This window comes from Amycolatopsis sp. NPDC104775 (assembly GCF_055583325.1).
This window is the reverse complement of record NZ_JBVJOE010000001.1, coordinates 1,817,386-1,838,651: the sequence shown is the minus strand read 5'-3', so window position 1 is coordinate 1,838,651 and position 21,266 is coordinate 1,817,386. Positions and strand designations below refer to the sequence as shown.

Here is a 21,266-nt window from a genome sequence, read left to right as displayed (position 1 = left end):
CGGTCCAGTGTGATCTGCGCTGGTGAGCAGCTTGTCGCTGACGGTGATGGGTGCTGCGTGATGGGTCGAGCGTAACCAGGGGTACCGACAAAAACCGGCGATCGCCTGTTCGACGGCCCTTTCGGCACCGCTGTCGAGACCGGCTAAGGCCGATTGCCCGTGGCGGGCGATTCAGGCCAGCATCGGCTGATGAGCGAGAACCGGGCAGTGGAGTGGGAAGGCTTTTTCAACACCAGAGACCTCGGCGGTCTCCGGACCCGATCCGGCACTCGCACCCAGCCCGCGCGGTTCTACCGGTCCGCGACGCTCCGGTTCGTCACCGGCGCTGGCTGGGCCCAGGCGCGAGAATCCGGTCTCCGCACCATCGTCGACCTGCGAAACCCGGCAGAGATCGCCACTTACGCCGCCACCGTGCCGCCCGGGATGGCGCGCCTCGAAGTCCCGCTGGACGACGTCGAAGACACCGAGTTCTGGCAGTACATCGCCGACGAGCAACTCGACGGAACCCCGCTGTACTACCGCGTTTTCCTGGACCGCAAAGCAGAACGCTGCGCCGCCGTCCTGAAAGCGCTGGCCCAGGCCGACGGCGCTGTGCTCTTCCACTGTACATCCGGCCGAGACCGCACCGGCCTCATCTCGCTTCTTCTGCTCGCCTTGGCCGACGTCGACCCGGAAACCATCGCCGCCGATTACGCCCTCTCGACCGCAGCAGTCCTCCCGCTGCACCGGGCGCTAGGCATGAAAGAACAAACCGCACTGCTCGAAGCGGCTTTAGCCCGCCGTCAAACGACCGTCCGCGAGACAGTGCTGGCCACTCTCGACGGGTTCGACGTCCGCGATTACCTCGTCCGCGCCGGAATGGCCGCGGACGAGGTCGATCGTCTCCGGGACCGGCTCAGTCGGTGACCTGGTGCAGTTGCCGCGCCCGCCGGCTGCCCAGCGAGTACCAGCCGGCGATCGCGGTGCCGACGGTGAGCGAGGCCGCGCTGATGCCCAGCGACCAGTGCACCCCCACCGCGGAACCGAGCAGCCCCACGGTGAATCCGCTGCCCGCCCGGAGTCCGTTGGCGGACACGCTGTACACGCCGATCACCCGGCCGCGTTCCTCCGGTTTCGCCAGCAACTGCACGACGGTCTGGCCGATCGACATCGACGCCAGGTTCGCCACCCCGCCGATCACCAGCAGTGCCACCGCGATCGGGTAGCTGGCGGTCATCGCGAAGAACAGGCTCGACACCCCGTAGATCGCGGTGCTGACGACCGCGGCGGGCACGCTCGGTTTGATTTTCCCGGTCGCCTCCAGCAGGATCCCGCCGATCACGCCGCCCGCGCCGTTGGCGAAAAGCAGGACGCCGTAGGCGGTTCCGGCGCTGCCCGCGCCGAGATCCTGCGCGAAGATCGGCATCGAACTCTGCATCGAAGCACCGACGAAGAACGCGCCGAGCCCGGCGAGGATGATCATCCCGACCATCGTCGGGTTGCCGCTGATTTCCTTGAGAACCCGCACCGAATCCCGCAGTCCGACCCGTGGCCTGCGGACGATTCCGCCGTCTCGGGTGTGTCCGGTGAACTTGGTGCGGAACAGGAACACGGTCAGCGGCAAGTAGAACGCGACGTTCACGAAAATGCCCGCCACCGGCCCGAGCCCGAGCAGCAGCGCGGAACCGACGACCGGGCCGAAGAGAATGCCGAGGCTGCGGAAGGTGGCGTTGAGCCGGACCGCGCTCGGCAGTTCGGTCGGTCCGACGAAATCGTGCAGCATCAGCTGTTCGCCCGGTCCCCAGATCGCGCCGGCGCAACCGTGCAAGATCAGCAGTACGCAGGCGTTCCACACTTCGAGCGTGTCGGTGACGATCAGGACGCCCCATGCCACGGACACCGTCATGAACAGCGCCTGTGCGGCCTGGATGATCCGGCGGCAGTCGTGCCGGTCGGCCAGCCCGCCGAAATACACCGAGAACAGCAGGAACGGCACCCAGTGGCTGATCACCTCGAACCCGGTGAGCGCGGGCGACTGGAACTTCTCCCACAGCACCCAATAGGTGATGACGTGCTCGATATTGTCGGCCATCATGGCCAGGCCGGTGCCGATCAGATACGGACGGCAGTCCTTGTTGTACAGCGCCGCGAATTTGCGCGGGGCTGCGGCGACCCCGGAATCGGGTTGGTGCGTCGGCACCCCGCACGCGGAACACATGACTGGGAACCCCCTAGTGAGCTGGTACCCGCAACGCTAGACGAGACGTTGCGTCTTGGCTAGACTTCGGCACGTGGGTGACGTCACTGAGCCCGGCGCGCGCCGGCATCACGGGAACCGCTACGGCCGCAGCGAGAACGCGCGCCGCGCGGTCCTGCACGCGGTCGACGATCTGCTGGTCGAGGTCGGATTCGCCCGGCTGACGATGGAGGGCATCGCGGCCAGGGCGGGCGTCGGGAAACAGACCGTCTACCGCTGGTGGCCGTCCAAAGTGGACATTCTGCTCGAGGCACTCGGTGACGACCTCGCCGAGGAACTTTCCCCGCCCGACTCCGGTGACGTCCGCAAGGACCTCTGCGCCCATCTCGCCGCGATCGCGACGTTCCTGACCACCGCCGACGCCGGTGCGGTGTTCCGCGCCCTGCTCGGCCAGGCCCAGCACGACCCGGACTTGGCGCGCCAGCTGCGCGAGGTGCACATCCGCGACCAGCACGCGCGCGACCGGCTGCCGCTCGAACGCGCCGTCGCCCGCGGCGAACTGCCGCCGGATCTCGACCTGGACAGCGCGGTCGAGCAGCTCGTCGGGCCGATCCACTACCGCGTGCTGGTCACCGGCGCGCCGGTGCCGCCGGAGTTCACAGATGGCCTGGTTGAGCGATTCCTGCGGGGGCATCGGCCCGAGTAGGCTTCCGGAAACATGGGAACGGTCTTCTGGCTGGTCGGCGTGGCCGTAGCCGCCGCGGCCGCAGCAGGGATCATCTGGATTTTCCGGGACCGCGCGGGCGGGCTTGACCAGCGGTTGCGCGCGGCCGAGCAGGCGTCGCGCTGGCGATTCCTGCAGCAGCAGTGGGAGTCGGAACCGATGGCCCGGCTCGCGACTGTCCAGCAGGTGCACGCGCTCACCCAGAACGGCGGCTGCCAGGTCCGGATCGTCTGGACCGACAGCTACCACGCCGAGGACGTCGAAATCGAGCACGACCAGGCCGACGCGGGCGACTATCTGTTGCTGCGCGGCGTCGGGCCGCTCGGTTCGATCACCCGGCAGGAACTGCTGGCGCACGCGGGCGCGGACGCGCCGGACTGGGCTCAGCGCGGGCGGTGACTTTCTCGGTCGTGAGTGCTGGCTCGCACCGGCACTCACGAGAGGTTCAGCGAGGCAAGGCCGAAGCGCGCCAAGCCCCGTCGCCAGCCGTCACCGGTGCGTGCAGCGCGGCTGTCCGATCGCCCCACCACGACGTCCGGCGCCGCGCGGGAGCGGGGGCCGAGGCCGAAGCGGCCACGGCCACCACCGCGGTGAGCGCGGCGAGTTCGGCGTCGTCCGGATTGCCGCGGACGACGCGGAGCAGCGGGGTGTCGGTCATCGCGGCCTCACAGGGGAATGTTGCCGTGCTTCTTGGGCGGCAGGGATTCGCGCTTCGTGCGCAGCAGGCTCAGCGCCTTGGCGATGTGACCGCGGGTGTGCGCGGGCGCGATCACCGAGTCGACGTAGCCGCGTTCGGCTGCCGCGTACGGGTTGAGCAGAGTGTCTTCATACTCCTGGATCAGGTCGGCGCGCAAGGCGTCGACGTCCCGGCCCTCCGCCGCCGCGTTGGCCAGCGTCTTGCGGTGCACGATGTTCGCCGCGCCCTGTGCTCCCATGACCGCGACCTGCGCGGTGGGCCACGCCAGGTTGATGTCCGCACCGAGGTGCTTGGAGCCCATGACGTCGTACGCGCCGCCGTACGCCTTGCGCGTGATCACCGTGATCAGCGGGACGGTCGCTTCCGCGTACGCGTAGATCAGCTTCGCGCCGCGGCGGATGATGCCGTTCCACTCCTGGTCGGTACCGGGGAGGAAGCCGGGCACGTCCACGAAGGTGAGGACCGGGATGTTGAACGCGTCGCAGGTCCGCACGAACCGGGCGGCCTTCTCGGACGCGTCGATGTCGAGGCAGCCGGCGAACTGCGTCGGCTGGTTCGCGACGACGCCGACGCTCTGCCCGTCGACCCGGCCGAACCCGACCAGGATGTTGGGCGCGAACAGCTCGTGCACCTCGAGGAATTCGCCGTCGTCGAGCACGCGGGTGACGACCTCGTGCATGTCGTACGGCGTGTTCGGCGAGTCCGGGATGAGCGTGTCCAGCTCGCGGTCGGTGTCGGTGACGTTCTCGAAGAAGCCGGCGGGCGGCTGGTTCGCGTCGAACTCCGGCGGCTCGGACAGGTTGTTCTGCGGCAGGTAGGAGAGCAGTTCCTTGACGTAGGCGATGGCGTCCTCGTCGTCGGAGCCGAGGTAGTGCGCGACCCCCGACTTGGTGTTGTGCGTACGCCCGCCGCCGAGTTCCTCGAAGGTGACGTCCTCGCCGGTCACCGTCTTCACGACGTCCGGTCCGGTGATGAACATCTGCGACGTCTCGTCCACCATCACGATGAAGTCGGTGAGCGCCGGGGAGTAGACGTGCCCGCCCGCGTTCGCGCCCATGATCAGCGAGATCTGCGGGATCACGCCCGAGGCCATGGTGTTGCGGCGGAAGATCTCGCCGTACAGGCCGAGCGAGACGACGCCCTCCTGGATCCGCGCGCCGCCGCCCTCGTTGATGCCGATGATCGGACGGCCGGTCTTGATCGCCAGGTCCATCACCTTGACGATCTTCTCGCCGTAGACCTCGCCGAGCGCGCCGCCGAACACGGTGACGTCCTGGCTGAACACGCACACCGGACGTCCGTCGATCGTGCCGTACCCGGTCACGACGCCGTCGCCGTACGGGCGGTTCTTCTCCAGCCCGAAGTTGGTGGAGCGGTGCCGCGCCAGCTCGTCCAGCTCGACGAACGAGCCCTCGTCGAGCAGCAGATCGATCCGCTCGCGGGCGGTTTTCTTGCCCTTGGCGTGCTGTTTCTCGATCGCACGCGCCGAACCGGCGTGCACGGCCTCGTCGTAGCGGCGATAGAGATCCGCGAGCTTGCCGGCCGTCGTGTGGATGTCCGGTTCTCCCTCGGGCGGCGTCCCGAGCGGCTGCGTCGCACTGCTCATGTGGCGGAGCTTAGCTACTGCGCGGTTGCCGCGCGTGTGGCGTAGGACTCTCTCCTCGCTGTTTCGCAGACCAGCACGCGGCCGTCGAGCGTGCCGATGACGAGCCGGTCCGGGGCCTGGGCGCTCATCGAGAGCGGGACGACGGGGTGGCCGTTGACCCGCAGGTGCTGGCGTCCCAGTTCGCGGCCGTTGGCTGCGTCGAGGGCGACGATCTCGCCGGAGTTGAACGCGACGTAGACGGTGTACCCGATGGTGTCGATCGCGGTGACCTGGTGGTCCGCGGTGAAGACCCACTGGGCTTTTCCGTCGGGGTACGAGCGGCGGACGACGCAGGAGTTGCCGGGCAGGAGTCCGGCTCCGTCGTGGATCGCGGTGGCGTGGACGATCGAGCCGTCGACGAACACGCCGGGGCCGCCGAACAGGTGCCTGCCTTGGGCGGCGTCCCATTCCAGCGGGAACAAACGCTCGGTTCGCCGCCGTGCCGGATCGAAGGCGACGACCCATTTGTCCTGGTGCGCTCGTGGTCCCATGCCTTGCAGGAACAACAGCGTGGGGGAGCGGCGGACATCGAAGAAGTGGTTGAACAGGTCGTAGCCGCCGAGGTCGAAGCGGCTTTCCGGGGACAGAACCTCGGTCGGTCCGGTCGGGGGCCGGATCGCGAGTTGTCCGGTTTCGTCGGTGGTGAGCACGATGGGGTGGTCGAGAGTGCGGAGCCGGGTGGCGTGCCCGTCGGACAGCTGAACGCGTTCGACCGTCGATGCGGATGGCTTCCAGCCAGACCAGGTGGCGAGGACGGCGGCGTCCTCCTCGTGGTCGACGAAGAGCTGGCAGCCGACGCCCGAGGCGGGCACGGACCATGCGCGTTCGCCGTCGGCCGACCAGCACTCCGCGGCGACGTGCTCGAGACTGGCGAGAATCCGTCCGTCGCTCAGCGCGGCGACCGCCCATACCTGCCGCCGGGTCCTTTCCCGCGAGACTGGTGTTACGGCCGGTGTCGTCGCGGGGCCGTCGACCCGCAGCGAGCGGGCTTCCACGGCTCGCCAGTCCGGCACGGTGATCATGGCGGCCATCGCGGGGGAGCCGAGGTCTTCCTCGTCGTCCTCGTTGAGCACCGAAATTTTCGCTTCGAGAGTGTGGTGATTCCGCCAGCGAAGTTCGGTGACCTCGCGGCGGTCCTTCAGCAGAGAGGTCGCGCGGCCGGATTCGAGGTCGAGGATGGTCAGCTCGCCCTCATAGAAGTAACCGCCGTCGTAGGACCCGGAGCCGATGGCCAGGATTGGCAGCTCCGGATGGAACGCCAGCGCATTGACCGGCCAATGCAGGCTCACGAGGTGAACGCATTCGAGCGTGTCGGCACGATAGACGCCGACGCGGTTCCAGGCGGTCGGCTCGGATGAACTCGCCACGCTGTGCCCGGCCCACAGCGGACGTCCCAGCGCACCCCCGGCGGCCACATAACCCGTGCGGGGATCGATCTCGGTCAGCCGCACTTCGCCGACTTCGGCGAACCGGCCGTCGCCGAGAACCTGCTGGACGGTCAGCACTTCGGAGTCGGTCACCAGCAAAGCCTATGCCGGGCGTCAGTTGAATTTTCGGCGTCGGCCTGGCCAAAACGGCCGTTGTCCGGCCTAGGGTGGGCAGCGTGCTGCTCGCCGACGCTTCGGTCCGCTCGCTCGGGCCCGCCGACCTGTCCGCTTGCCTTGACCTCGGAACCGATCGCGGGTGGCCGCGCGAGGAACGGAAATGGGCGATGCTGCTGGACGTCGGCCGCGGATACGGCATCGACGCACCGGACGGCGGTCTCGCCGCGGCGGCGGTGCTGACCCGGACTGGGCCGACCGCGTCAGTGTCGATGGTCGTTGTCGCGAAGGGATTCGAGAGGCAGGGACTCGGCCGTCGCGTGACGGCACAGGCGCTCGACGAAGCCGGTGATGCTGTCGTTTCCTTGCACGCCACGGAAAACGCGCGTCCGTTGTACGAATCGATGGGCTTCGAACTCGACGGCGGCTGCAACGACCATCGAGGCCGCTTTACTGACGACGGTGGTCCGGCGGCGCGGCCGATCGGCCCGGCCGACGTGGCGCGAGTGTACGAATTGGACAGTGCCGCACACGGCTTCGCGCGGCGGGAGTTGTTGAACCGCATGCTGTTCGAGGCCGAGCACGTCCACGTGACCGACGACGGTTACGCGCTCGGCACCGTCCAAGCCGGGGTGCTGGTGATCGGTCCGGTGGTGGCCGCGGACGAGGACCAGGCCCGTGCCTTGATCCGCGGCATCGCCCGCACCACGCCTGGCGATCTCCGGCTCGCGGTGGACCACCGGTTCCCGGAACTGTCGGCGTGGTGCGAGGCGCGCGGGCTGGCGGTCCACGCTCCGGCGCCACGGCTGGTGCTTCACGGAAAAGCGTTGCCCGGCCCGGCCGAAGTGCGGTTTTCGCCGTACAACACCGCGCTCGGCTAGCTGTACCGCTTCCGAACCTCGGCCTTCCGCTCCGGCGACCACGGCTCCGGCTCGACGCCGAACGTCCCGGCGAACAACGCGTTCAGCTGCTCGTGCCGTGCGGTCAGCAGGTCCGGCAGCTGCTCGGCCAGTCCGTCCGGGACGGTCTGGGTCAGCTCCACCCGCACCCCGTCCAGCGGGTCCGCAGTCACTTCCCAGCGCACGCGCCCGGCCGGTTTCCCGTCGTGCAGCCAGGTGTAGGACAGCACCTCCGGGGCCCGCGACTCCAGCACTTCCGCCCCGGTTTCCGGCTGGGGCAGCCGTTTCCAGACGTCCTCGACCGAGGGCCAGACCAGGTCCCGGCGGAACCGGATCGTCCCGCCGTCCAGGACTTCACCGTCTTCCAGGCCGAATTCCTCGATGTAGTGCACCATTCGCGCGTGCCAGTCGGCCGGCGTTTCCGGGGTCCGGCCGTCCAGCGCGGCTTCGAGGGAATCGAGGCAGGCGACCCAGCCGGTGACGTGCCGTCCGGCGCCGAGCAGCGCGATATCCGGTTCGCCGCGGTTGAAGACGTGCGTGAAAGCGAGTTTGCTGCCCGTCCCGTCGGCGGACACCTCGATCCGGATCAGGTCCGAGTTCCAGGTGAACTCGAAGACCTCAGGCGGCCGGTAGCCGACGATCTCGCCCTCGCTGACGTCCCCGGTTTCGGTGAAGGTGAACGTGATCTTCCCGCCCGGCGCCGGGGTGTCCGGCAGGGCGACCGCGGCCGGGAACCAGTGCGCCAGTTCCTCGGGCGAGGTGACCGCGTGCCACACCTTCTCCGGCGGATGGGCCAGGGTCCGTTCGAGTTTCACGCTGGGTCGGCCGCCAGGAGTGGTTCGCAGGATCGCCATGCCGGTATATAACCACGGAGGTATATACGGGTCAAGCCGTCAGATGCGCCGCATACCCGGTCTGACCTGGGGCGACCTCGGGTCGCAGGACGAGCCGCCGGTCGTAGTCGCCGCCGTCCTGCGTGCGGTACGGCAGCGGATCGGCCGTTTCCAGGGAGTGCAAACGTTTGCGCAGCTGCTCGACGACGCAGTCGAACTTCTCCGGCGTCATCCGGTTCGTGCCGGTCACCTTCAACGGCGGCAGGACCGTCATGCCGGTGTAGAAGAGCGTGCCGTGCTGGACGTTGAACAGCAGGTCGTCCAGCGAACCGTGCGCGCCGCGCGGGCCGAGGCTGTCCTCGTGCGCTCCGGCGGTGACGATGACCATCGCGCGTTTCCCGGCCAGCACGCCGTTGCCGTAGCGCAGGGTGTGACCGGTTTCGTCGCGGTAGTCGTAGCCGTAGCCCTGCACGAAAACGCGGTCGAACCAGCCTTTCAGGATGGCTGGGGTGTCCGCCCACCAGAGCGGGAATTGGACGATGACGGTGTCGGCCCAGTCGAGCTTTTCGTGTTCGATCCGGACGTCCTCGGGCACGGTCGCGATCTCGTCGACGATGGGGTTCCAGTGCATGGCGTAGAGGTCGGATTCGCGCACGTCGTGGCCGAGTTCGCGCAGTGTCGCGACGCCTTCGTCGCGAAGCGCGCCGTTGAGCGAGGCGGGGTCAGGATGGGCGTAGATCCACAAGACGTTCATGAGGTCAGGGTGCAACCGGCTAAACGCTCGAAACAGTGGCCCGATGGCCACCTTGTGCAAGAATCGGGCCATGGCTGTTTTTCGGCATCCGGAGCGGCACAAGGTCGCGGTGCTGGTGCGGCACGGCATGCTCGTGATGGAGCTCGGCATCGTCCACCGGCTGTTCGGCCAGGCCAAATCCGCTGAGGGCGAGCGGCTGTACGAGGTCGTCACCTGCACGCCGGAGCCCGGCGACATCCGCACCGACTCGGACTTCGCCATCCCGGTCGCGCAGGGTCCGGAGGCGGTGGCCGAGGCCGACACGGTGATCGTGCCCGCGTCGTCGCTGGAATACGAGCCCACCGGACGGCAACTGACCGCGCAGCTCGAGCACGCGATGAACCTCGTGCGCCCGGACAGCCGGATCGCCTCGATCTGCACCGGCGCGTACGTGCTTGCCGCGATGGGTCTGCTCGACGGCCGCCGCGCGACCACGCACTGGCGTTCGGCATGCGAGTTCCAGCTCGAATATCCGCGCGTGCACCTCGACCCGGACGTGCTCTACACCGAGGACGGCAACGTTTTCACCTCGGCGGGCGTCGCGTCCGGCATCGATCTTTGCCTGCACATGATCCGGCGCGATTTCGGTGCGGCGGTCGCCAACGAGGTCGCTCGCGGCACGGTCGTCTCGCCGCATCGCGAGGGCGGACAGGCTCAGTTCATCCGGCGTCCGGTGCCGGAGCCGCGGTCGTCATCCACCTCCGCCGCGCGAGCCTGGGCGCTGGAACATCTCGACCAGCCGATCACACTGCGCGACCTGGCGATGCGCGAGTCGATGAGCACACGGACGTTCACCCGGCGGTTCCGGGACGAGGTCGGGATGTCGGCGCTGCAATGGCTGACCCAGCAGCGAGTGGAGCGCGCGCGGCAGTTGCTGGAGGAATCGGAGCTGCCGGTCGACCGAGTCGCCGCGGCGTGCGGATTCGGGACGGCGGCGTCGCTGCGCCAGCACTTGCAAGCCGCGCTCGGGGTTTCGCCGAGCGCCTACCGGACCACCTTCCGGCGCCCAGCCTGAACTCGGCGGTCCGTGGCAGCGCTGACCGCGGCTGCCACGGACCGACCCCCAGCGGCACTCATCCTGACGAGCTTGCTGGGGTGTTCGGTACCCCGGCGACCAGGTCTTACAGAATCTGACACGCGTCAGGAGACGACCGTCACCAGGACATACACCGGACGGCGGGTCGAGAAGAACTCCGTGCCCTTCGCGTCGACCATCTTCCAGCCGATCCAGCAGCGCCCCGGCGCGGGCGAAGCGGTCAGCGGGACGCTCACCATCACGTGGTCGCCGGGCGGGGTGTCGCCGATCAGCACCCGGTCCGGGGTGCGGCAGGAGCCGGGGCTCGGCGGCAGGTCCATCCGCTGCAGGTACCGCTGATGCCAGGGCACCGAGCCGGTGTTCTCCAGCTCCCACACCTTCTGGACGGTCTCGCCGACGTGGAGGACGGTGCCGTCGGGCACGGTCACGTCACCGACGAATTTGGAGTTGTCGCCGGGGACGCGCGCACCGACGTCGACCAAGCCGCCGCGGTTCAGTTTCGGCACCACGATCGCGGCGACCGCGGCGAGCAGCACGACGGCGAACGCGACCGCGGCCAGCGTGTACTTGCGGCGGCGCCGGGGCTTTTCCGGAGCGATCGGCTCTGCGGTGATCAGCACCGGTTCCGTCGACGTGACCTCGGCCGTCTTAACGACGGCGACCGAGGCCGGTTCAGCGACGGTGACCTCGGGTGCCGGCGGCACGCCTTTGAGTTCTTCCCAGCGTCGCCGCCACTGTTGTTCGTCCGCGTCGCATGCTCGGACGAACTCGCGCGTGGTGTCCCACGACGGGAACCGGGTGCCGCGAACCGCCTCGTGCAGCGTGGTGTGCGAGATCCGCCCGGAGCGGTCGGCCATCTTGCGGAACGACGGATTCCCGGCTCGCGCGCGCAGCGCGGCCAGTTCCGCGGAGAGCACCTCGGCGGCAGATTGCCCGTCGCCCATTGCTCTCCCTGGTTGTCAGATCCGCTGGTCGGACAAGTCTGACATTCCAGTTCGGCACAGCTGGGCGCACCCCGGCCGCGACCACGCGGAGGTGGCCGCGACCGGCGGGCGTCACTGCCAGGCGTCGGTGATCGGCGTCTCGTTCGCCGCGTTGCCGATGCCGGGGAGACCGTTGGCGGCCTCCAAGGTGCGCAGCACGGTGTAGTGGTTGATCGTTTCCGAGTAGTCGCCCTGCTTCACGTGCGCGCCGGTGAACGACGTGTAGATCTGGTTCGCCGAGGTGCCTTCGTCCTCGTCGAACGTCACGATCAGCAGGCTGTTGTGCGTCTTCGCCCACTGGGCGTAGCCGTCGAGGTTGTTCTTCAGCCAGGTGTCGCCGGTCTCGACCGAGCAGTCGTGCATGTCGTTGCACATGTTCGGCGTAACGAACGCGACGCTGGGCAGCTGCGAGTAGTCCGACGGGAACCGGGAGTAGCGCAGGTTGCTCGACGCGGGCACGTTCGAGAAGTCGACCCAGCTGTTGTGCTTGCGCCGGTACTTGCCGGACGAACAGCCGGTGTAGCCGTCCGAGGGCATGGACTCCGAGTAGCCGGTGAAGGTCTTCCCCGCGCCGGCGAGCTGCGAACCGAGGTTGTCCACGTTGCCGAGGTTCTGCGGGCAGGTGTCGTCGGTGACGCCTTGGGTGTCGCCCGAGAACAGTGCGACGTAGTTCGGCTGGCTCGGGTGGGTGAGTGCGTGGGAATCGGTGAAGTTCGCGCCCTGCGCGGCGAGCGAGGCGAAGTACGGCGCGGTGGTCGAGTCGATCGACGTCGACGACTCGTTCTCGAACATCACGAGCACGATGTGGTCGAAGGTCGGCACGGTCGCCGCGGCTGAGGCGGGCTGGGCGGCGGTCGCCGCTCCGAGAATCGCCGTCGCGACGGCGGCCACGATCCGCTTGCGGAACACAGGTCCTCCAAGGTCGGTCGGGAAACGCGCTCAGGTGGGAGCGGCATAGACCGTGCCATGGCGGAGCTGTCCCGGAGAGTGGTCGGTGGGTGAATAACTGGCGACCACTCGTCCGGGGCACGACTTTCGGCGGGTCAGCGCGCGAGCAGGTCCCGCAGTGATTTCGTAACGGTGGCAGGGGAAGTCTCGGCCATGAAATGTCCACTGTGCACGGTTTCGTGCACGAGGTCCGGTGCCCACGACCGCCAGAGCGCGACCGCGTCGTAGCCCAGCGCGACACCCCAATCCTGCTGCAGCACCGTGGTCGGCATCTTCAGCTGGTTGCCCGCGTCGCGGTCGGCGCGGTCGTGTTCGATGTCGATGCCCGCGGAGGCGCGGTAGTCGGCGACGATCGACGGGACCGCGTCGCGGCTCGCTTCGAGATACCGGGCGCGGATGTCGGCCGGGATGGCTTCCGGGTCGGCGCCCCACTGGTCGAGGAAGTAGCTGAAGAACGCGTCGGGAGCGCCGCTGATCAGCTGCTCGGGCAGGCCGGGCGGCTGCGCCATCAGGTAGAGGTGGAAGGCGACGGACGCGCTGACGCCCTGCAGGACGTCCCACATGTCCAGCGTCGGCAGCACGTCGAGAATGGCCAGGTGGGAGACGTGGTCCGGGTGGTCGAGGCCGGCGCGGATCGCGACGAGCGCGCCGCGGTCGTGTCCGGCGAGCGCGAACTTTTCGTGTCCGAAGGCACGTGCGAGGGCGACGACGTCGGCGGCCATGGTCCGCTTCGAGTAGGTCTCGCCGTCGTCGGCGGGCTTGTCGCTGTCGCCGTAGCCGCGCAGGTCCGGGCAGAGGACGGTGTGGTCGGCGGCGAGGTCGGCGGCGACGTGCCGCCACATCAGGTGGGTTTGCGGGAAGCCGTGCAGCAGGACGACGGGCGAGCCGGAGCCCGCGACCGCCACGTTGAGGGACACGCCGTCGGCGACGGGCACTCGCTGGTATTCGAAGTTCATGCGACCCAGCGTGCGCCGGGCCGATCAGCAACCGATCAGCAACGACCGAGCTGATTACAGTACGGAAGCGATGACCATCTCGTTCTCGGTGCTCGGCCCGTTGGCGGCCTACGACGCGCGCGGGCCGGTTGCGCTGCCCGGGCCGCGGCATCGCGCCGTGCTCGCGCGCCTGCTCGTCGCCCGCGGGCAGGTGGTTTCGACGGACGCGCTGGTCGACGCGTTGTGGGGAGCGCCGCGGGAGGGTGCCGTGGGCGCGGTGCAGACGTTCGTCGGCGCGTTGCGGCGTTCGCTCGAACCGGACCGGCCGCCGCGGACGCCTGCGAAGCTGCTGGTCACCGCCGGGCCGGGGTATGCGTTGCGTGCTGAACCGGAGCAGGTCGACGCGTGGCGGTTCGAGGCGTTGCTGCGGGGGACGCCGTCGGTCGCGCAGCTGGACGAGGCGCTCGGCTGGTGGCGCGGCGAACCGTACGCGGAGTTCGCCGACGAGCCGTGGGCGCGTGCCGAACGGGCCCGGCTGGACGAACTTCGCTTGCTCGCGCTGGAACGTCGGGCGGCTGGTCTGCTGGATCTCGGGCGAGCCGCCGAAGCGGTGCCGGATCTGGAGTCCCTTGTGGACGCTCATCCGCTGCGCGAGGAAGCGTGGCGGCTGCTCGCGCTCGCGCTGTACCGCGCCGGACGCCAGGGTGACGCGCTTGCCGCGCTGCGTCGCGCGCGAGCCGGGCTGGCGGCGGAGCTGGGAGTCGACCCCGGTCCGGCGTTGCGGCAGGTGGAGCAGGACATCCTCGCGCAGGCCCCGCGGCTGGCGCCGGCCGTTCCCGGTTGGCTGGCCGGGCGGGACGCGGAACTGGCGCGGCTCGCCGAGGTCGCGGCGGAAGTGGCGGACCGCAAGCGATTCCGGCTCGTGCTGGTGTCCGGCGAGGCGGGAGCGGGCAAGACGGCGCTGGTCGAGGAATTCGCCGCGCGGCTGGGCTGGACTACCGCGTGGGGTCCGAACCCGGACGGTGCCGGGGTCCCGCCCGCCTGGCCGTGGACGCGGATTCTCGCCGCGCTGGGCGAACCTGTTCCGCCGCGAGCGACGGGCGGCGATCCGGCGGTAGCGCGATTCGAATGGCATCAGGCGATGACCGCGCGGATCGCCGACGTGGCGCGCCGGGGTCCGCTGCTGCTCGTGCTGGACGATTTGCATTGGGCAGGCGAGGAAACCCTGGCACTGCTGACGTCGATGACCGCGGCTCCGGTGCTGTTGATCGCGACGTATCGGACCACCGAAGTCTCTGCCGAACTCACCGCAGCGTTAGGCAGGCTCGCGCGCGCGGACCCGGTCCGGCTGTATCTGGGCGGGCTTTCGGTCGAGGCGGTTGCTGAGCTGGTGGGTTCCGAGTCTGCTGCGGTGATTCACCGGCGGTCTGGCGGAAACCCGTTCTTCGTCAAGGAACTCGCCCGCGCGCTGGATGCCGAAGGCGACCTTCCAGACGGAGTACGCGACGTCGTCCGGAACCGGATCGCCGCGCTGCCCGACCACGTGCGTGCGGTGCTCGGGAAGGCCGCGGTGATCGGCGCGGACGTCGACCTCGGCCTGCTCGGCGACGTCCTTGATGAGCTGGAAACCGCTGTACAGGCGGGTTTTCTGGTCGAAAGCGGGCCGAGAGCGTTCCGGTTCGCGCACTCGCTGGTCCGCGATGCCGTCTACGACGACCTTTCCTTGGCTCGGCGCGCGCAGCTACACCGTGAAGTCGGCGAGACCTTGGCCAGCCGTCGGCCGTCGGAGATTTCCCTGCTGGCCCATCACTTCCTGCTCGCCGGGGACGACCGCGGCACCGCCTACGCGCAGGCCGCCGCGGAACGAGCCGAACGGGATTTCGCGCCCCACGAAGCACTTCGGCTCTGGCAAGCCGCTTTGGCACAGGGTCCGCGTACGGTGGAATTGCTGATGGGACTCGCCCGGACGTCCGCGTTCACCGGCTCCTTGGCCGCCGCGCGCCGCTACCGCGCCGAAGCCCTGGACCTGGCCGGCGACGATTCCGCTTTGACCATCCGGGTTTTGACCGCCTTCGACGTCCCCGGGATCTGGACCGAGAACGACGACCCCGCGCTGGCGCGACGCATCGCCGACGCCGCCGAACGCGTCCACACCGACGATCCGCTCATCCGCGCCCGGCTGCTGGCGACCATCGCGCTGGAACTGCGGAACGAAGGCGGTCAACGCGCGTACGACGCGGCCGTCGAAGCGGAAAAACTGGCACGCGCCGCCGGTGATCCAGCTCTGTTGGCGTTGGCGTTGAACGCCCGCTGGACGCAGACTTTCACCCGCGCTGGCCTGGCCCCGGAACGCGCCCGGATTGGCGAGGAACTGGTCGAACTGGCTGCCCGGCACCGGTTGGTGACCTTCGAGGTGCTCGGGCACCTGGTGTTGATGCAGGCCTGCTCAGCGCTCGCTGACTTCGCAGCCGCGGACACCCACGCGGCCGCAGCGGATCGGCTGGGGGAGCAGTACGACCTGCCGCTCGTCAGCGTGTTCACCGACTGGTACCGCGCGCTCCGCTTGGCCGTCACCGGTCCGGTCGCCGCCGCGGAAGCCGCCTACCGCAGTGCCGCGGCCCGGTTGTCCGGCAGCGGAATGTCCGGAGTGGACCGTGGACTGCTGCCGCTGGCCCGGCATTGCCTCTACGTCCAGCACGGCCTGGAGTCCACAATGGACTTCACGGTGCCGCGGGACCGCCCGGATCTGTTCCTGGAACTGCGCGCGTGCCTCACCTGGTCGACCGGGGACGCACACGAGCTGTACGCCCGGCTGGCTCCCGCGGAAAACGAACTGGCCGGCGCCGGTTCCGGCGTGGTGACGCTCGGTCCGGTCGCCTATTACCTTGGCGAGCTGGCCGTCCGGCTGGGGCTGCCGCCCGGCGAGCACTATCGCAAGGCCGCCGAAGTGGCCCGCCGCGCCGGTGCCTCGCAGTGGGTCGAGGCGGCGCTCAGTCGACTACGTACCACTTCCCGCCGCGATTCTCCATAACCGCGTCGCCGAGGTCGCTGTCGGTGAACTTGACGGAAGCCTTCACCGCGCGCGCCGGAATCTCGACCCGCTTGGCCCCCTCTTTGATCTTGGAGCGGTCGACCGTGGCGGTCTGCAAAGCCTTCTTCTGCGTGGGAGAGATCAGCTGAAACGCCAGCGGCATCGTCTTCTCGCACGGCCCCATGCCCTGGTCCTCCGCCTTCTTGGCGGCCGGGCCGGCGATCTCGCAGACCGTCGCGAGATCCTGCCTGCCCGCCGCGTGCATGAAGGCTTCGTACCGCTCGACCGCGTCCCCGTCAGACGTCTCCGCCGCGGCTGACGACGACGGTGCCGCGGAGGTCGACGGCTGTGCCGCCGAGGACGACGTGGGTGCGGCCGTGGTCGAGGGGGCTGGAGCCGGAGACGCGGTGCCGCCGCTTTCGCCGGAGCAGCTGGAGATCAGCAGGGCAGCGCCCACGGCGAGAAAGGGGAGGATGCGAGCGGACATGGCGTGCCTTTCCCGTCAGGAAGAATGCTCCGGAGCATAAGCGACAGACGGGTGCTTCGTGCGGAAACAGGAACGTTGCCGCGGCATAGGCGACTTGCGCGGGTGCTGATCTTCCCCGCGTGGAGTCGTTCATCGATCCGGACGTCCCGCTGCCGGGCTACTCGCGCACCTCGCTTCGACGACCGACGCGGAGGTAGCGCTCGCGGAAGGGGGCGCTGGCGGCGGGTCCGGCAGTGAAGACGAAATCGTCGCCGTCCACGCGTCGTCCGGTCGACTGGTCGACCAGGACGGGCTCCACCTCGTTCCCGGTCGCCGCGTCGACCAGGATCATGCTGCGCTCGGACGGGTCGAGCCGGGAGTTACCCCAAGCGGCGAGCGCGACGATCACGGGCCGCAGCGACCGGCCGAGGTCGGTGAGCAGGTACTCGTATCGGACCGGATTGCTCTGGTAAGGCTTCTTCTCCAGCAGTCCGTTCTCCACGAGCGATTTGAGCCTGCTGGTGAGCATGCTGGTGGAGATCTTCAGATTGGCCTGGAACTGGTCGAACCGGCTGTAGCCGTCGAAGCAGTCGTGCAGAAGCAGCAGCGTCCACCATTCGCCGACGTAGCTCAGTGCCGTGGACAGCGGACATTCGCGGTCCTCCGGCCTGATCTTGGGTGCCATGGTTGTCCGCCCTTCCGGTCACTGCTAATGTCGAAGTCACTGGGTTCTATTTTAGCAGTCAGGGGGCTGGGCGTGACCGATGGATGTTTGCTGGGCAAGCGCGCCCTGGTCACGGGCGGGACGAAGGGGGCGGGCGCGGCTGTCGCGGAACGGCTGCGCGAAGCGGGAGCCACCGTGATCGTCACCGCGCGGAGCAAACCCGAGCACTGCCCGGAGCCCTTCATCGCCGCGGACATCTCGACCGTCGAGGGCACCGAAGCGGTAGTCGCCGCGGTGGTGGCCGACGGAGGCGTGGACATCCTCGTGCACGTCGTCGGCGGTTCTCGCGCTCCCTCAGGCGGTTTCGCCGCGTTGTCCGACAAAGACTGGGCTGAGGAACTGAACCTCAACCTGCTCAGCGCCGTGCGGCTCGACCGCGGCCTGACCCCGCTGATGGTCGAACGCGGCAAGGGCGCCGTCGTGCACGTGTCCTCGATCCAGCGCACGATGCCGCTCTACGACGGCACGTTGGGATACGCCGCGGCGAAGGCGGCGTTGACGACGTACAGCAAGGGACTCTCGAACGAAGTCGCCCCCAAGGGCGTGCGGGTCAACACCGTATCGCCGGGGTTCATCCGGACCGGTGCGGCCGACGCCTTGATCGCGCGGATCGCTGAGGGCCGCGGCATCAGTGCCGAGGCCGCGCTGACCTCTCTCATGGATTCGCTGGGCGGTATCCCGCTGGGTCGCCCGGCCGAACCCGGGGAAATCGCCGAACTGGTGGCTTTCCTCGTGTCGGACCGGGCCTCGGCCATCACCGGCGCCGAGTACGTCATCGACGGCGGCACCGTCCCCACTGTCTGACCCGAACAGGAGAACCAGGATGACCACCACTGCCGTCCCCCGGATTGTCCGGCGCTATTTCGAACTTGCCCCCGCCAAGGACACCGAGAAGTACTTCGCGCTGTTCGCCGACGACGCTCTCGTCGAGGACGAAGGCAAGGAGTACGCGGGAATCGACGCCATTCGCGGCTGGCGCACCGAGGTTCCTCGAGTCGAGTACGCGATCACCGGCGTCGAACCGGCCGCCGAGGGGGTGGTCGTGACGTGCACGATCACCGGAGATTTCCCCGGCAGCCCGTTCCCCGGACTCAAGTTTCGCTTCGAGCAGTTCGACGACGACCAGGTGAAGGTCCTGCGCATCCGGCCCTGAACCGACCAACCGCGGCAGCTCCGGCGTCAGTTCGCCGGATGCCCCGCCCCGGCGTAGTCGTCGCCGGGCCGGTGGAACGTGTGGATCTGAATCGCCTGCCCCTCGGTCGGCGCGTTGATCATCAGGCCATTCCCCAGATACAGCCCCACGTGGTGAATGTGTGCGGGGCTGCCGTAAAAGACGAGATCGCCCAGCTGCGGTTCCTGCCCGCCCGGAACCGGCGGCACCGAACGGAACTGGCTGTCCGCCGTGCGCGGCAAGGAAACCCCGGCACTGTCGTAAGACGCCTTGGTGAGACCCGAGCAGTCGAATCCGGCCGCACCCGCGTCGGGGCCATTGCCGCCCCACACGTACGGCAGGCCGAGCTGCCCGAGAGCGAAGCGCGCGGCGTGCACCGAAGGCGCGTTGGACTTCGCCGGGTCGAGGGAAAGCGTCGCGTACAGCTGGGCGTAGCCGAGCACTCGCTGCCGGAACAGCTCCATCCCGCTGCCGTTCTGATACCCGGCCACGGCTTTCCACCAGCCATTGCCCGCCGACAAGTCGACGCCGCTCGCGCACAGTGCGCGGCCCGCGGCGACGGACGCGGCCGACGGGTCGGTCAGCGCAGGGTTCGCGATGCCCGGGATCTGCGCGCCGTACTTCTTCCACTGCTGCGTCGAAAGCCCCATCGGCTCACCGGTGCCGCGGCCGTGGTTGTTGCCCGCGACGCCGAGGCCCGCCAGGGTGACCCACGACAGGTGGCAGTCCGGACGCTCCTTGCGCATGGTCAGCTCGCCATTGGCGTACCCGAGCAGCGCGGGAGCCGGGATGTCCAGCGGCCCGGCGAGCGAATCGGCCCACTTCTGCAACGGGGCCGGGCCACCGCCTCCGCCTGCCGCGCCCTGCGCCGGTTCCTGAGCTTGCACCGGTGCGCTCGCCTGCAGCACCGAAGGCCCGCTGACGGTCTGCGTCGGCTGCGTGGGCGCGGTGAGCGCGGCCTGCGCCGGAACGGGAGCGGGCTGGTCGCGTCCGGCCACCAGCCAGCCCGCGGTGGCGAGCCCGGCGACCAGCGGCAACGCCACGAGCCCGCGATACAGCGCGCCGCGAGCCCAGGTGGGCTTCGGCGGCGCGGCGGTGGGGTTCTCCGGCGGCACGGCGTCCAATCTAGAAGAGCGCACCTCTGCCTAACGAGCGAACGGCTTGCACGTTAGGGGGACTCTCATATTGTGGGCATATGGCTGAACTCGACGCGGCGCGGCTGCGGGACGGACTCGGCGGCCGCTACGCCCGCCTCGACGTCGTGGAGACGACCGGTTCCACCAACGCTGACCTGCGGGAAGCCCTCGTCGCGGGCGCGGCGGACCGGACCGTTCTGCTGGCCGAACACCAAACCGCCGGTGTGGGCCGGCGGGCTCGTTCGTGGAGTTCGCCGAAGGGAGCCGGGCTGTACCTGAGCATCGCGTTGCGCCCGGCGGGGGTGCCGTTCTCCGCGCTCGGTTCGCTTTCCGTGGTAGCCGGGCTCGCGGTGCACGCGCTCGCCACCGATCTGGGCGTCGACGTCGCCCTCAAATGGCCTAACGACGTGCTCGCCGGACCCGAGCGGGCGAAGTGCGCGGGCATCCTCGCGGAGGCTGTCGGCACCGAGGACGCGGCCGTCGTGCTCGGTATCGGGCTGAACGTCCTGCCGCTCGGCGACGACGTTCCCGCTGGCCCGGGCGGGCTGCCCGCGACCTCGCTCGCCGAACAGGGCGCGACGACCACCGACCGCACCGAGGTCGCGCTCGGCCTGCTGACCAGGTTCGACGACCTCGAACGCCGCTGGCGCACTGCGGGCGGAGACCTCACCGAAGCCGGTTTGCTCGGCGACTACCGCGCCCGGTGCGCGACGCTCGGCCAGGACGTCCAGGTGCAACTGCCGGACGGGTCGACGCTCACCGGCCGCGCCGCGGACCTGGACGCGTCCGGCCAGTTGCAGGTCGACGTCCCCGACGGGCGGAGGCTGACTGTTTTCGCCGGTGATGTGGTGCACGTCCGCCCGGCTTGACCGGAACGGGCGCGCCCGCGCGAGGCTCGCGCCGGTACGGTGGATCCACCACATCGGCACACATTCGCAGGGGAGCGCCCGCCGTGGCCTATCCGGACGATTTGCTCAGCCAGAACGAACGCGTGGTGGTGCACAGCCACCCGCATTTCAAGATGCTGATCTTCCCGTTCCTGGCGTTCGTGATCACCGTCGGCGCGGCGGTGTGGCTGCTCGTGGTCGCCAAGGACTTCGCCGGGCCGTGGAACAACATCACGATGATCGCGGTCGCCGTGGTGGCGCTGATCTTCGTCGTGTGGCTGTTCCTCTCGCCGCTGGTCCGCTGGCGCACGACGCATTTCATCGTGACCACCGACCGGCTGATCGCGCGCGAGGGCGTGCTCAAGCGCACCGGCATCGACATCCCGCTGTCGCGGATCAACAGCGTGCAGTTCGAGCACGGCCTGCTCGACCGGATCTTCGGCTGCGGCACGCTCATCATCGAGTCGGCCTCGGACGAGCCGCTGCGCTTCGATGACATTCCCCACGTCGAGCACGTGCACACGGTCATTTACCGCGAAGTCAACGACAATCCCTACGACGACTACCACGGCGCGCCCGGTCCGCAGGACACCGAACCTCTGCCCCCGCGCGGCCGGGAACCGCGCGGAAGGAGACGCTGA

The 21,266-nt window shown here is 69.1% G+C and carries 22 protein-coding genes; 10 read left to right on the top strand and 12 right to left on the bottom strand.

All coding sequences use genetic code 11. The annotated features are described in order from the left end of the window. Positions 1–189 precede the first annotated feature (189 nt). Positions 190–906: a tyrosine-protein phosphatase gene (locus tag ACZ63D_RS08185; protein ID WP_465353551.1), complete on the top strand. Its 717-nt coding sequence runs from the start codon at positions 190–192 to the stop codon at positions 904–906. On the opposite strand, the gene ACZ63D_RS08180 is transcribed toward ACZ63D_RS08185, so the two are convergent. Further along, positions 896–2,197: an MFS transporter gene (locus tag ACZ63D_RS08180; protein WP_465353550.1), complete on the bottom strand. Its 1,302-nt coding sequence runs from the start codon at positions 2,195–2,197 to the stop codon at positions 896–898. The two genes, ACZ63D_RS08185 and ACZ63D_RS08180, sit on opposite strands and share 11 nt — an antisense overlap. 73 nt (positions 2,198–2,270) lie before the next feature. On the opposite strand from ACZ63D_RS08180, the gene ACZ63D_RS08175 reads away from it, so the two are divergent. Further along, the gene (locus tag ACZ63D_RS08175; RefSeq protein WP_465353549.1) at positions 2,271–2,882 is read left to right on the top strand and encodes a TetR/AcrR family transcriptional regulator; all 612 of its coding nucleotides are present in this window, start codon (positions 2,271–2,273) and stop codon (positions 2,880–2,882) included. Between the two features lie 12 nt (positions 2,883–2,894). Next, positions 2,895–3,299 carry a hypothetical protein gene (locus tag ACZ63D_RS08170; protein WP_465353548.1) on the top strand — a complete coding sequence of 135 codons (405 nt, stop codon included), beginning with the start codon at positions 2,895–2,897 and terminating at the stop codon, positions 3,297–3,299. A 46-nt stretch (positions 3,300–3,345) separates the two neighbouring features. On the opposite strand, the gene ACZ63D_RS08165 is transcribed toward ACZ63D_RS08170, so the two are convergent. From ACZ63D_RS08165 to ACZ63D_RS08155, 3 genes are read right to left on the bottom strand one after another with little or no spacing between them, the layout of a single operon-like run. Further along, entirely contained in the window at positions 3,346–3,558 is a 213-nt protein-coding gene (locus ACZ63D_RS08165) for an acyl-CoA carboxylase epsilon subunit (RefSeq protein WP_465353547.1), read from the bottom strand. Between the two features lie 7 nt (positions 3,559–3,565). Next, positions 3,566–5,203 (bottom strand): acyl-CoA carboxylase subunit beta, encoded by a 1,638-nt coding sequence (locus tag ACZ63D_RS08160; RefSeq protein WP_465353546.1) that lies wholly within the window; start codon positions 5,201–5,203, stop codon positions 3,566–3,568. A gap of 14 nt (positions 5,204–5,217) precedes the next feature. Then, positions 5,218–6,762, bottom strand: coding sequence for a hypothetical protein (locus ACZ63D_RS08155; protein WP_465353545.1), 1,545 nt, complete (start codon positions 6,760–6,762; stop codon positions 5,218–5,220). A gap of 83 nt (positions 6,763–6,845) precedes the next feature. Here ACZ63D_RS08155 and ACZ63D_RS08150 point away from each other — a divergent pair, with 83 nt between their 5' ends. Next, positions 6,846–7,664 carry a GNAT family N-acetyltransferase gene (locus tag ACZ63D_RS08150; protein ID WP_465353544.1) on the top strand — a complete coding sequence of 273 codons (819 nt, stop codon included), beginning with the start codon at positions 6,846–6,848 and terminating at the stop codon, positions 7,662–7,664. On the opposite strand, the gene ACZ63D_RS08145 is transcribed toward ACZ63D_RS08150, so the two are convergent. Together ACZ63D_RS08145 and ACZ63D_RS08140 are read right to left on the bottom strand one after the other, a co-directional pair. Next, the gene (locus tag ACZ63D_RS08145; protein WP_465353543.1) at positions 7,661–8,536 is read right to left on the bottom strand and encodes an SRPBCC family protein; all 876 of its coding nucleotides are present in this window, start codon (positions 8,534–8,536) and stop codon (positions 7,661–7,663) included. The genes ACZ63D_RS08150 and ACZ63D_RS08145 overlap by 4 nt on opposite strands. A gap of 31 nt (positions 8,537–8,567) precedes the next feature. Next, a complete protein-coding gene (locus tag ACZ63D_RS08140; protein ID WP_465353542.1) occupies positions 8,568–9,269 on the bottom strand; it encodes an NAD(P)H-dependent oxidoreductase in 702 nt (233 codons plus the stop codon). Between the two features lie 70 nt (positions 9,270–9,339). Between ACZ63D_RS08140 and ACZ63D_RS08135 the strand changes: the two genes are divergently transcribed. Next, positions 9,340–10,323, top strand: coding sequence for a GlxA family transcriptional regulator (locus tag ACZ63D_RS08135; RefSeq protein ID WP_465353541.1), 984 nt, complete (start codon positions 9,340–9,342; stop codon positions 10,321–10,323). Positions 10,324–10,448: 125 nt separating this feature from the next. Here ACZ63D_RS08135 and ACZ63D_RS08130 read toward each other — a convergent pair whose 3' ends face one another. From ACZ63D_RS08130 to ACZ63D_RS08120, 3 genes are all read right to left on the bottom strand, one after another. Further along, a complete protein-coding gene (locus tag ACZ63D_RS08130; RefSeq protein ID WP_465353540.1) occupies positions 10,449–11,288 on the bottom strand; it encodes an NBR1-Ig-like domain-containing protein in 840 nt (279 codons plus the stop codon). A 111-nt stretch (positions 11,289–11,399) separates the two neighbouring features. Next, positions 11,400–12,236: an alkaline phosphatase family protein gene (locus ACZ63D_RS08125; protein ID WP_465353539.1), complete on the bottom strand. Its 837-nt coding sequence runs from the start codon at positions 12,234–12,236 to the stop codon at positions 11,400–11,402. A gap of 134 nt (positions 12,237–12,370) precedes the next feature. Further along, complete coding sequence (locus ACZ63D_RS08120) at positions 12,371–13,231, bottom strand: alpha/beta fold hydrolase (RefSeq protein WP_465353538.1); 861 nt, start codon at positions 13,229–13,231, stop codon at positions 12,371–12,373. Positions 13,232–13,301: 70 nt separating this feature from the next. Here ACZ63D_RS08120 and ACZ63D_RS08115 point away from each other — a divergent pair, with 70 nt between their 5' ends. Beyond that, positions 13,302–16,241, top strand: a complete 2,940-nt coding sequence (locus ACZ63D_RS08115; protein ID WP_465353537.1) for a BTAD domain-containing putative transcriptional regulator — start codon at positions 13,302–13,304, stop codon at positions 16,239–16,241. On the opposite strand, the gene ACZ63D_RS08110 is transcribed toward ACZ63D_RS08115, so the two are convergent. Beyond that, the gene (locus ACZ63D_RS08110) at positions 16,201–16,728 is read right to left on the bottom strand and encodes a hypothetical protein (RefSeq protein ID WP_465353536.1); all 528 of its coding nucleotides are present in this window, start codon (positions 16,726–16,728) and stop codon (positions 16,201–16,203) included. The genes ACZ63D_RS08115 and ACZ63D_RS08110 overlap by 41 nt on opposite strands. Positions 16,729–16,885: 157 nt before the next feature. Then, positions 16,886–17,392 carry a winged helix-turn-helix transcriptional regulator gene (locus ACZ63D_RS08105; protein WP_465353535.1) on the bottom strand — a complete coding sequence of 169 codons (507 nt, stop codon included), beginning with the start codon at positions 17,390–17,392 and terminating at the stop codon, positions 16,886–16,888. A gap of 72 nt (positions 17,393–17,464) precedes the next feature. On the opposite strand from ACZ63D_RS08105, the gene ACZ63D_RS08100 reads away from it, so the two are divergent. Beyond that, complete coding sequence (locus ACZ63D_RS08100; protein ID WP_465353534.1) at positions 17,465–18,235, top strand: SDR family oxidoreductase; 771 nt, start codon at positions 17,465–17,467, stop codon at positions 18,233–18,235. A gap of 19 nt (positions 18,236–18,254) precedes the next feature. Beyond that, positions 18,255–18,584: a nuclear transport factor 2 family protein gene (locus ACZ63D_RS08095; protein ID WP_465353533.1), complete on the top strand. Its 330-nt coding sequence runs from the start codon at positions 18,255–18,257 to the stop codon at positions 18,582–18,584. A 26-nt stretch (positions 18,585–18,610) separates the two neighbouring features. On the opposite strand, the gene ACZ63D_RS08090 is transcribed toward ACZ63D_RS08095, so the two are convergent. After that, positions 18,611–19,717 (bottom strand): C40 family peptidase, encoded by a 1,107-nt coding sequence (locus ACZ63D_RS08090; RefSeq protein ID WP_465353532.1) that lies wholly within the window; start codon positions 19,715–19,717, stop codon positions 18,611–18,613. 80 nt (positions 19,718–19,797) lie between these two features. Here ACZ63D_RS08090 and ACZ63D_RS08085 point away from each other — a divergent pair, with 80 nt between their 5' ends. Then, complete coding sequence (locus tag ACZ63D_RS08085; RefSeq protein ID WP_465353531.1) at positions 19,798–20,607, top strand: biotin--[acetyl-CoA-carboxylase] ligase; 810 nt, start codon at positions 19,798–19,800, stop codon at positions 20,605–20,607. Between the two features lie 83 nt (positions 20,608–20,690). Further along, a complete protein-coding gene (locus ACZ63D_RS08080) occupies positions 20,691–21,266 on the top strand; it encodes a PH domain-containing protein (RefSeq protein ID WP_465353530.1) in 576 nt (191 codons plus the stop codon).

Coding starts and splice junctions, on each gene's coding strand:
- ACZ63D_RS08185 (WP_465353551.1), top strand. CDS start 190: ATGAGCGAGAACCGGGCAGTGGAGTGGGAAGGCTTTTTCAACACCAGA.
- ACZ63D_RS08180 (WP_465353550.1), bottom strand. CDS start 2,197: ATGTGTTCCGCGTGCGGGGTGCCGACGCACCAACCCGATTCCGGGGTC.
- ACZ63D_RS08170 (WP_465353548.1), top strand. CDS start 2,895: ATGGGAACGGTCTTCTGGCTGGTCGGCGTGGCCGTAGCCGCCGCGGCC.
- ACZ63D_RS08165 (WP_465353547.1), bottom strand. CDS start 3,558: ATGACCGACACCCCGCTGCTCCGCGTCGTCCGCGGCAATCCGGACGAC.
- ACZ63D_RS08160 (WP_465353546.1), bottom strand. CDS start 5,203: ATGAGCAGTGCGACGCAGCCGCTCGGGACGCCGCCCGAGGGAGAACCG.
- ACZ63D_RS08145 (WP_465353543.1), bottom strand. CDS start 8,536: ATGGCGATCCTGCGAACCACTCCTGGCGGCCGACCCAGCGTGAAACTC.
- ACZ63D_RS08140 (WP_465353542.1), bottom strand. CDS start 9,269: ATGAACGTCTTGTGGATCTACGCCCATCCTGACCCCGCCTCGCTCAAC.
- ACZ63D_RS08135 (WP_465353541.1), top strand. CDS start 9,340: ATGGCTGTTTTTCGGCATCCGGAGCGGCACAAGGTCGCGGTGCTGGTG.
- ACZ63D_RS08130 (WP_465353540.1), bottom strand. CDS start 11,288: ATGGGCGACGGGCAATCTGCCGCCGAGGTGCTCTCCGCGGAACTGGCC.
- ACZ63D_RS08120 (WP_465353538.1), bottom strand. CDS start 13,231: ATGAACTTCGAATACCAGCGAGTGCCCGTCGCCGACGGCGTGTCCCTC.
- ACZ63D_RS08115 (WP_465353537.1), top strand. CDS start 13,302: ATGACCATCTCGTTCTCGGTGCTCGGCCCGTTGGCGGCCTACGACGCG.
- ACZ63D_RS08110 (WP_465353536.1), bottom strand. CDS start 16,728: ATGTCCGCTCGCATCCTCCCCTTTCTCGCCGTGGGCGCTGCCCTGCTG.
- ACZ63D_RS08105 (WP_465353535.1), bottom strand. CDS start 17,392: ATGGCACCCAAGATCAGGCCGGAGGACCGCGAATGTCCGCTGTCCACG.
- ACZ63D_RS08095 (WP_465353533.1), top strand. CDS start 18,255: ATGACCACCACTGCCGTCCCCCGGATTGTCCGGCGCTATTTCGAACTT.
- ACZ63D_RS08085 (WP_465353531.1), top strand. CDS start 19,798: ATGGCTGAACTCGACGCGGCGCGGCTGCGGGACGGACTCGGCGGCCGC.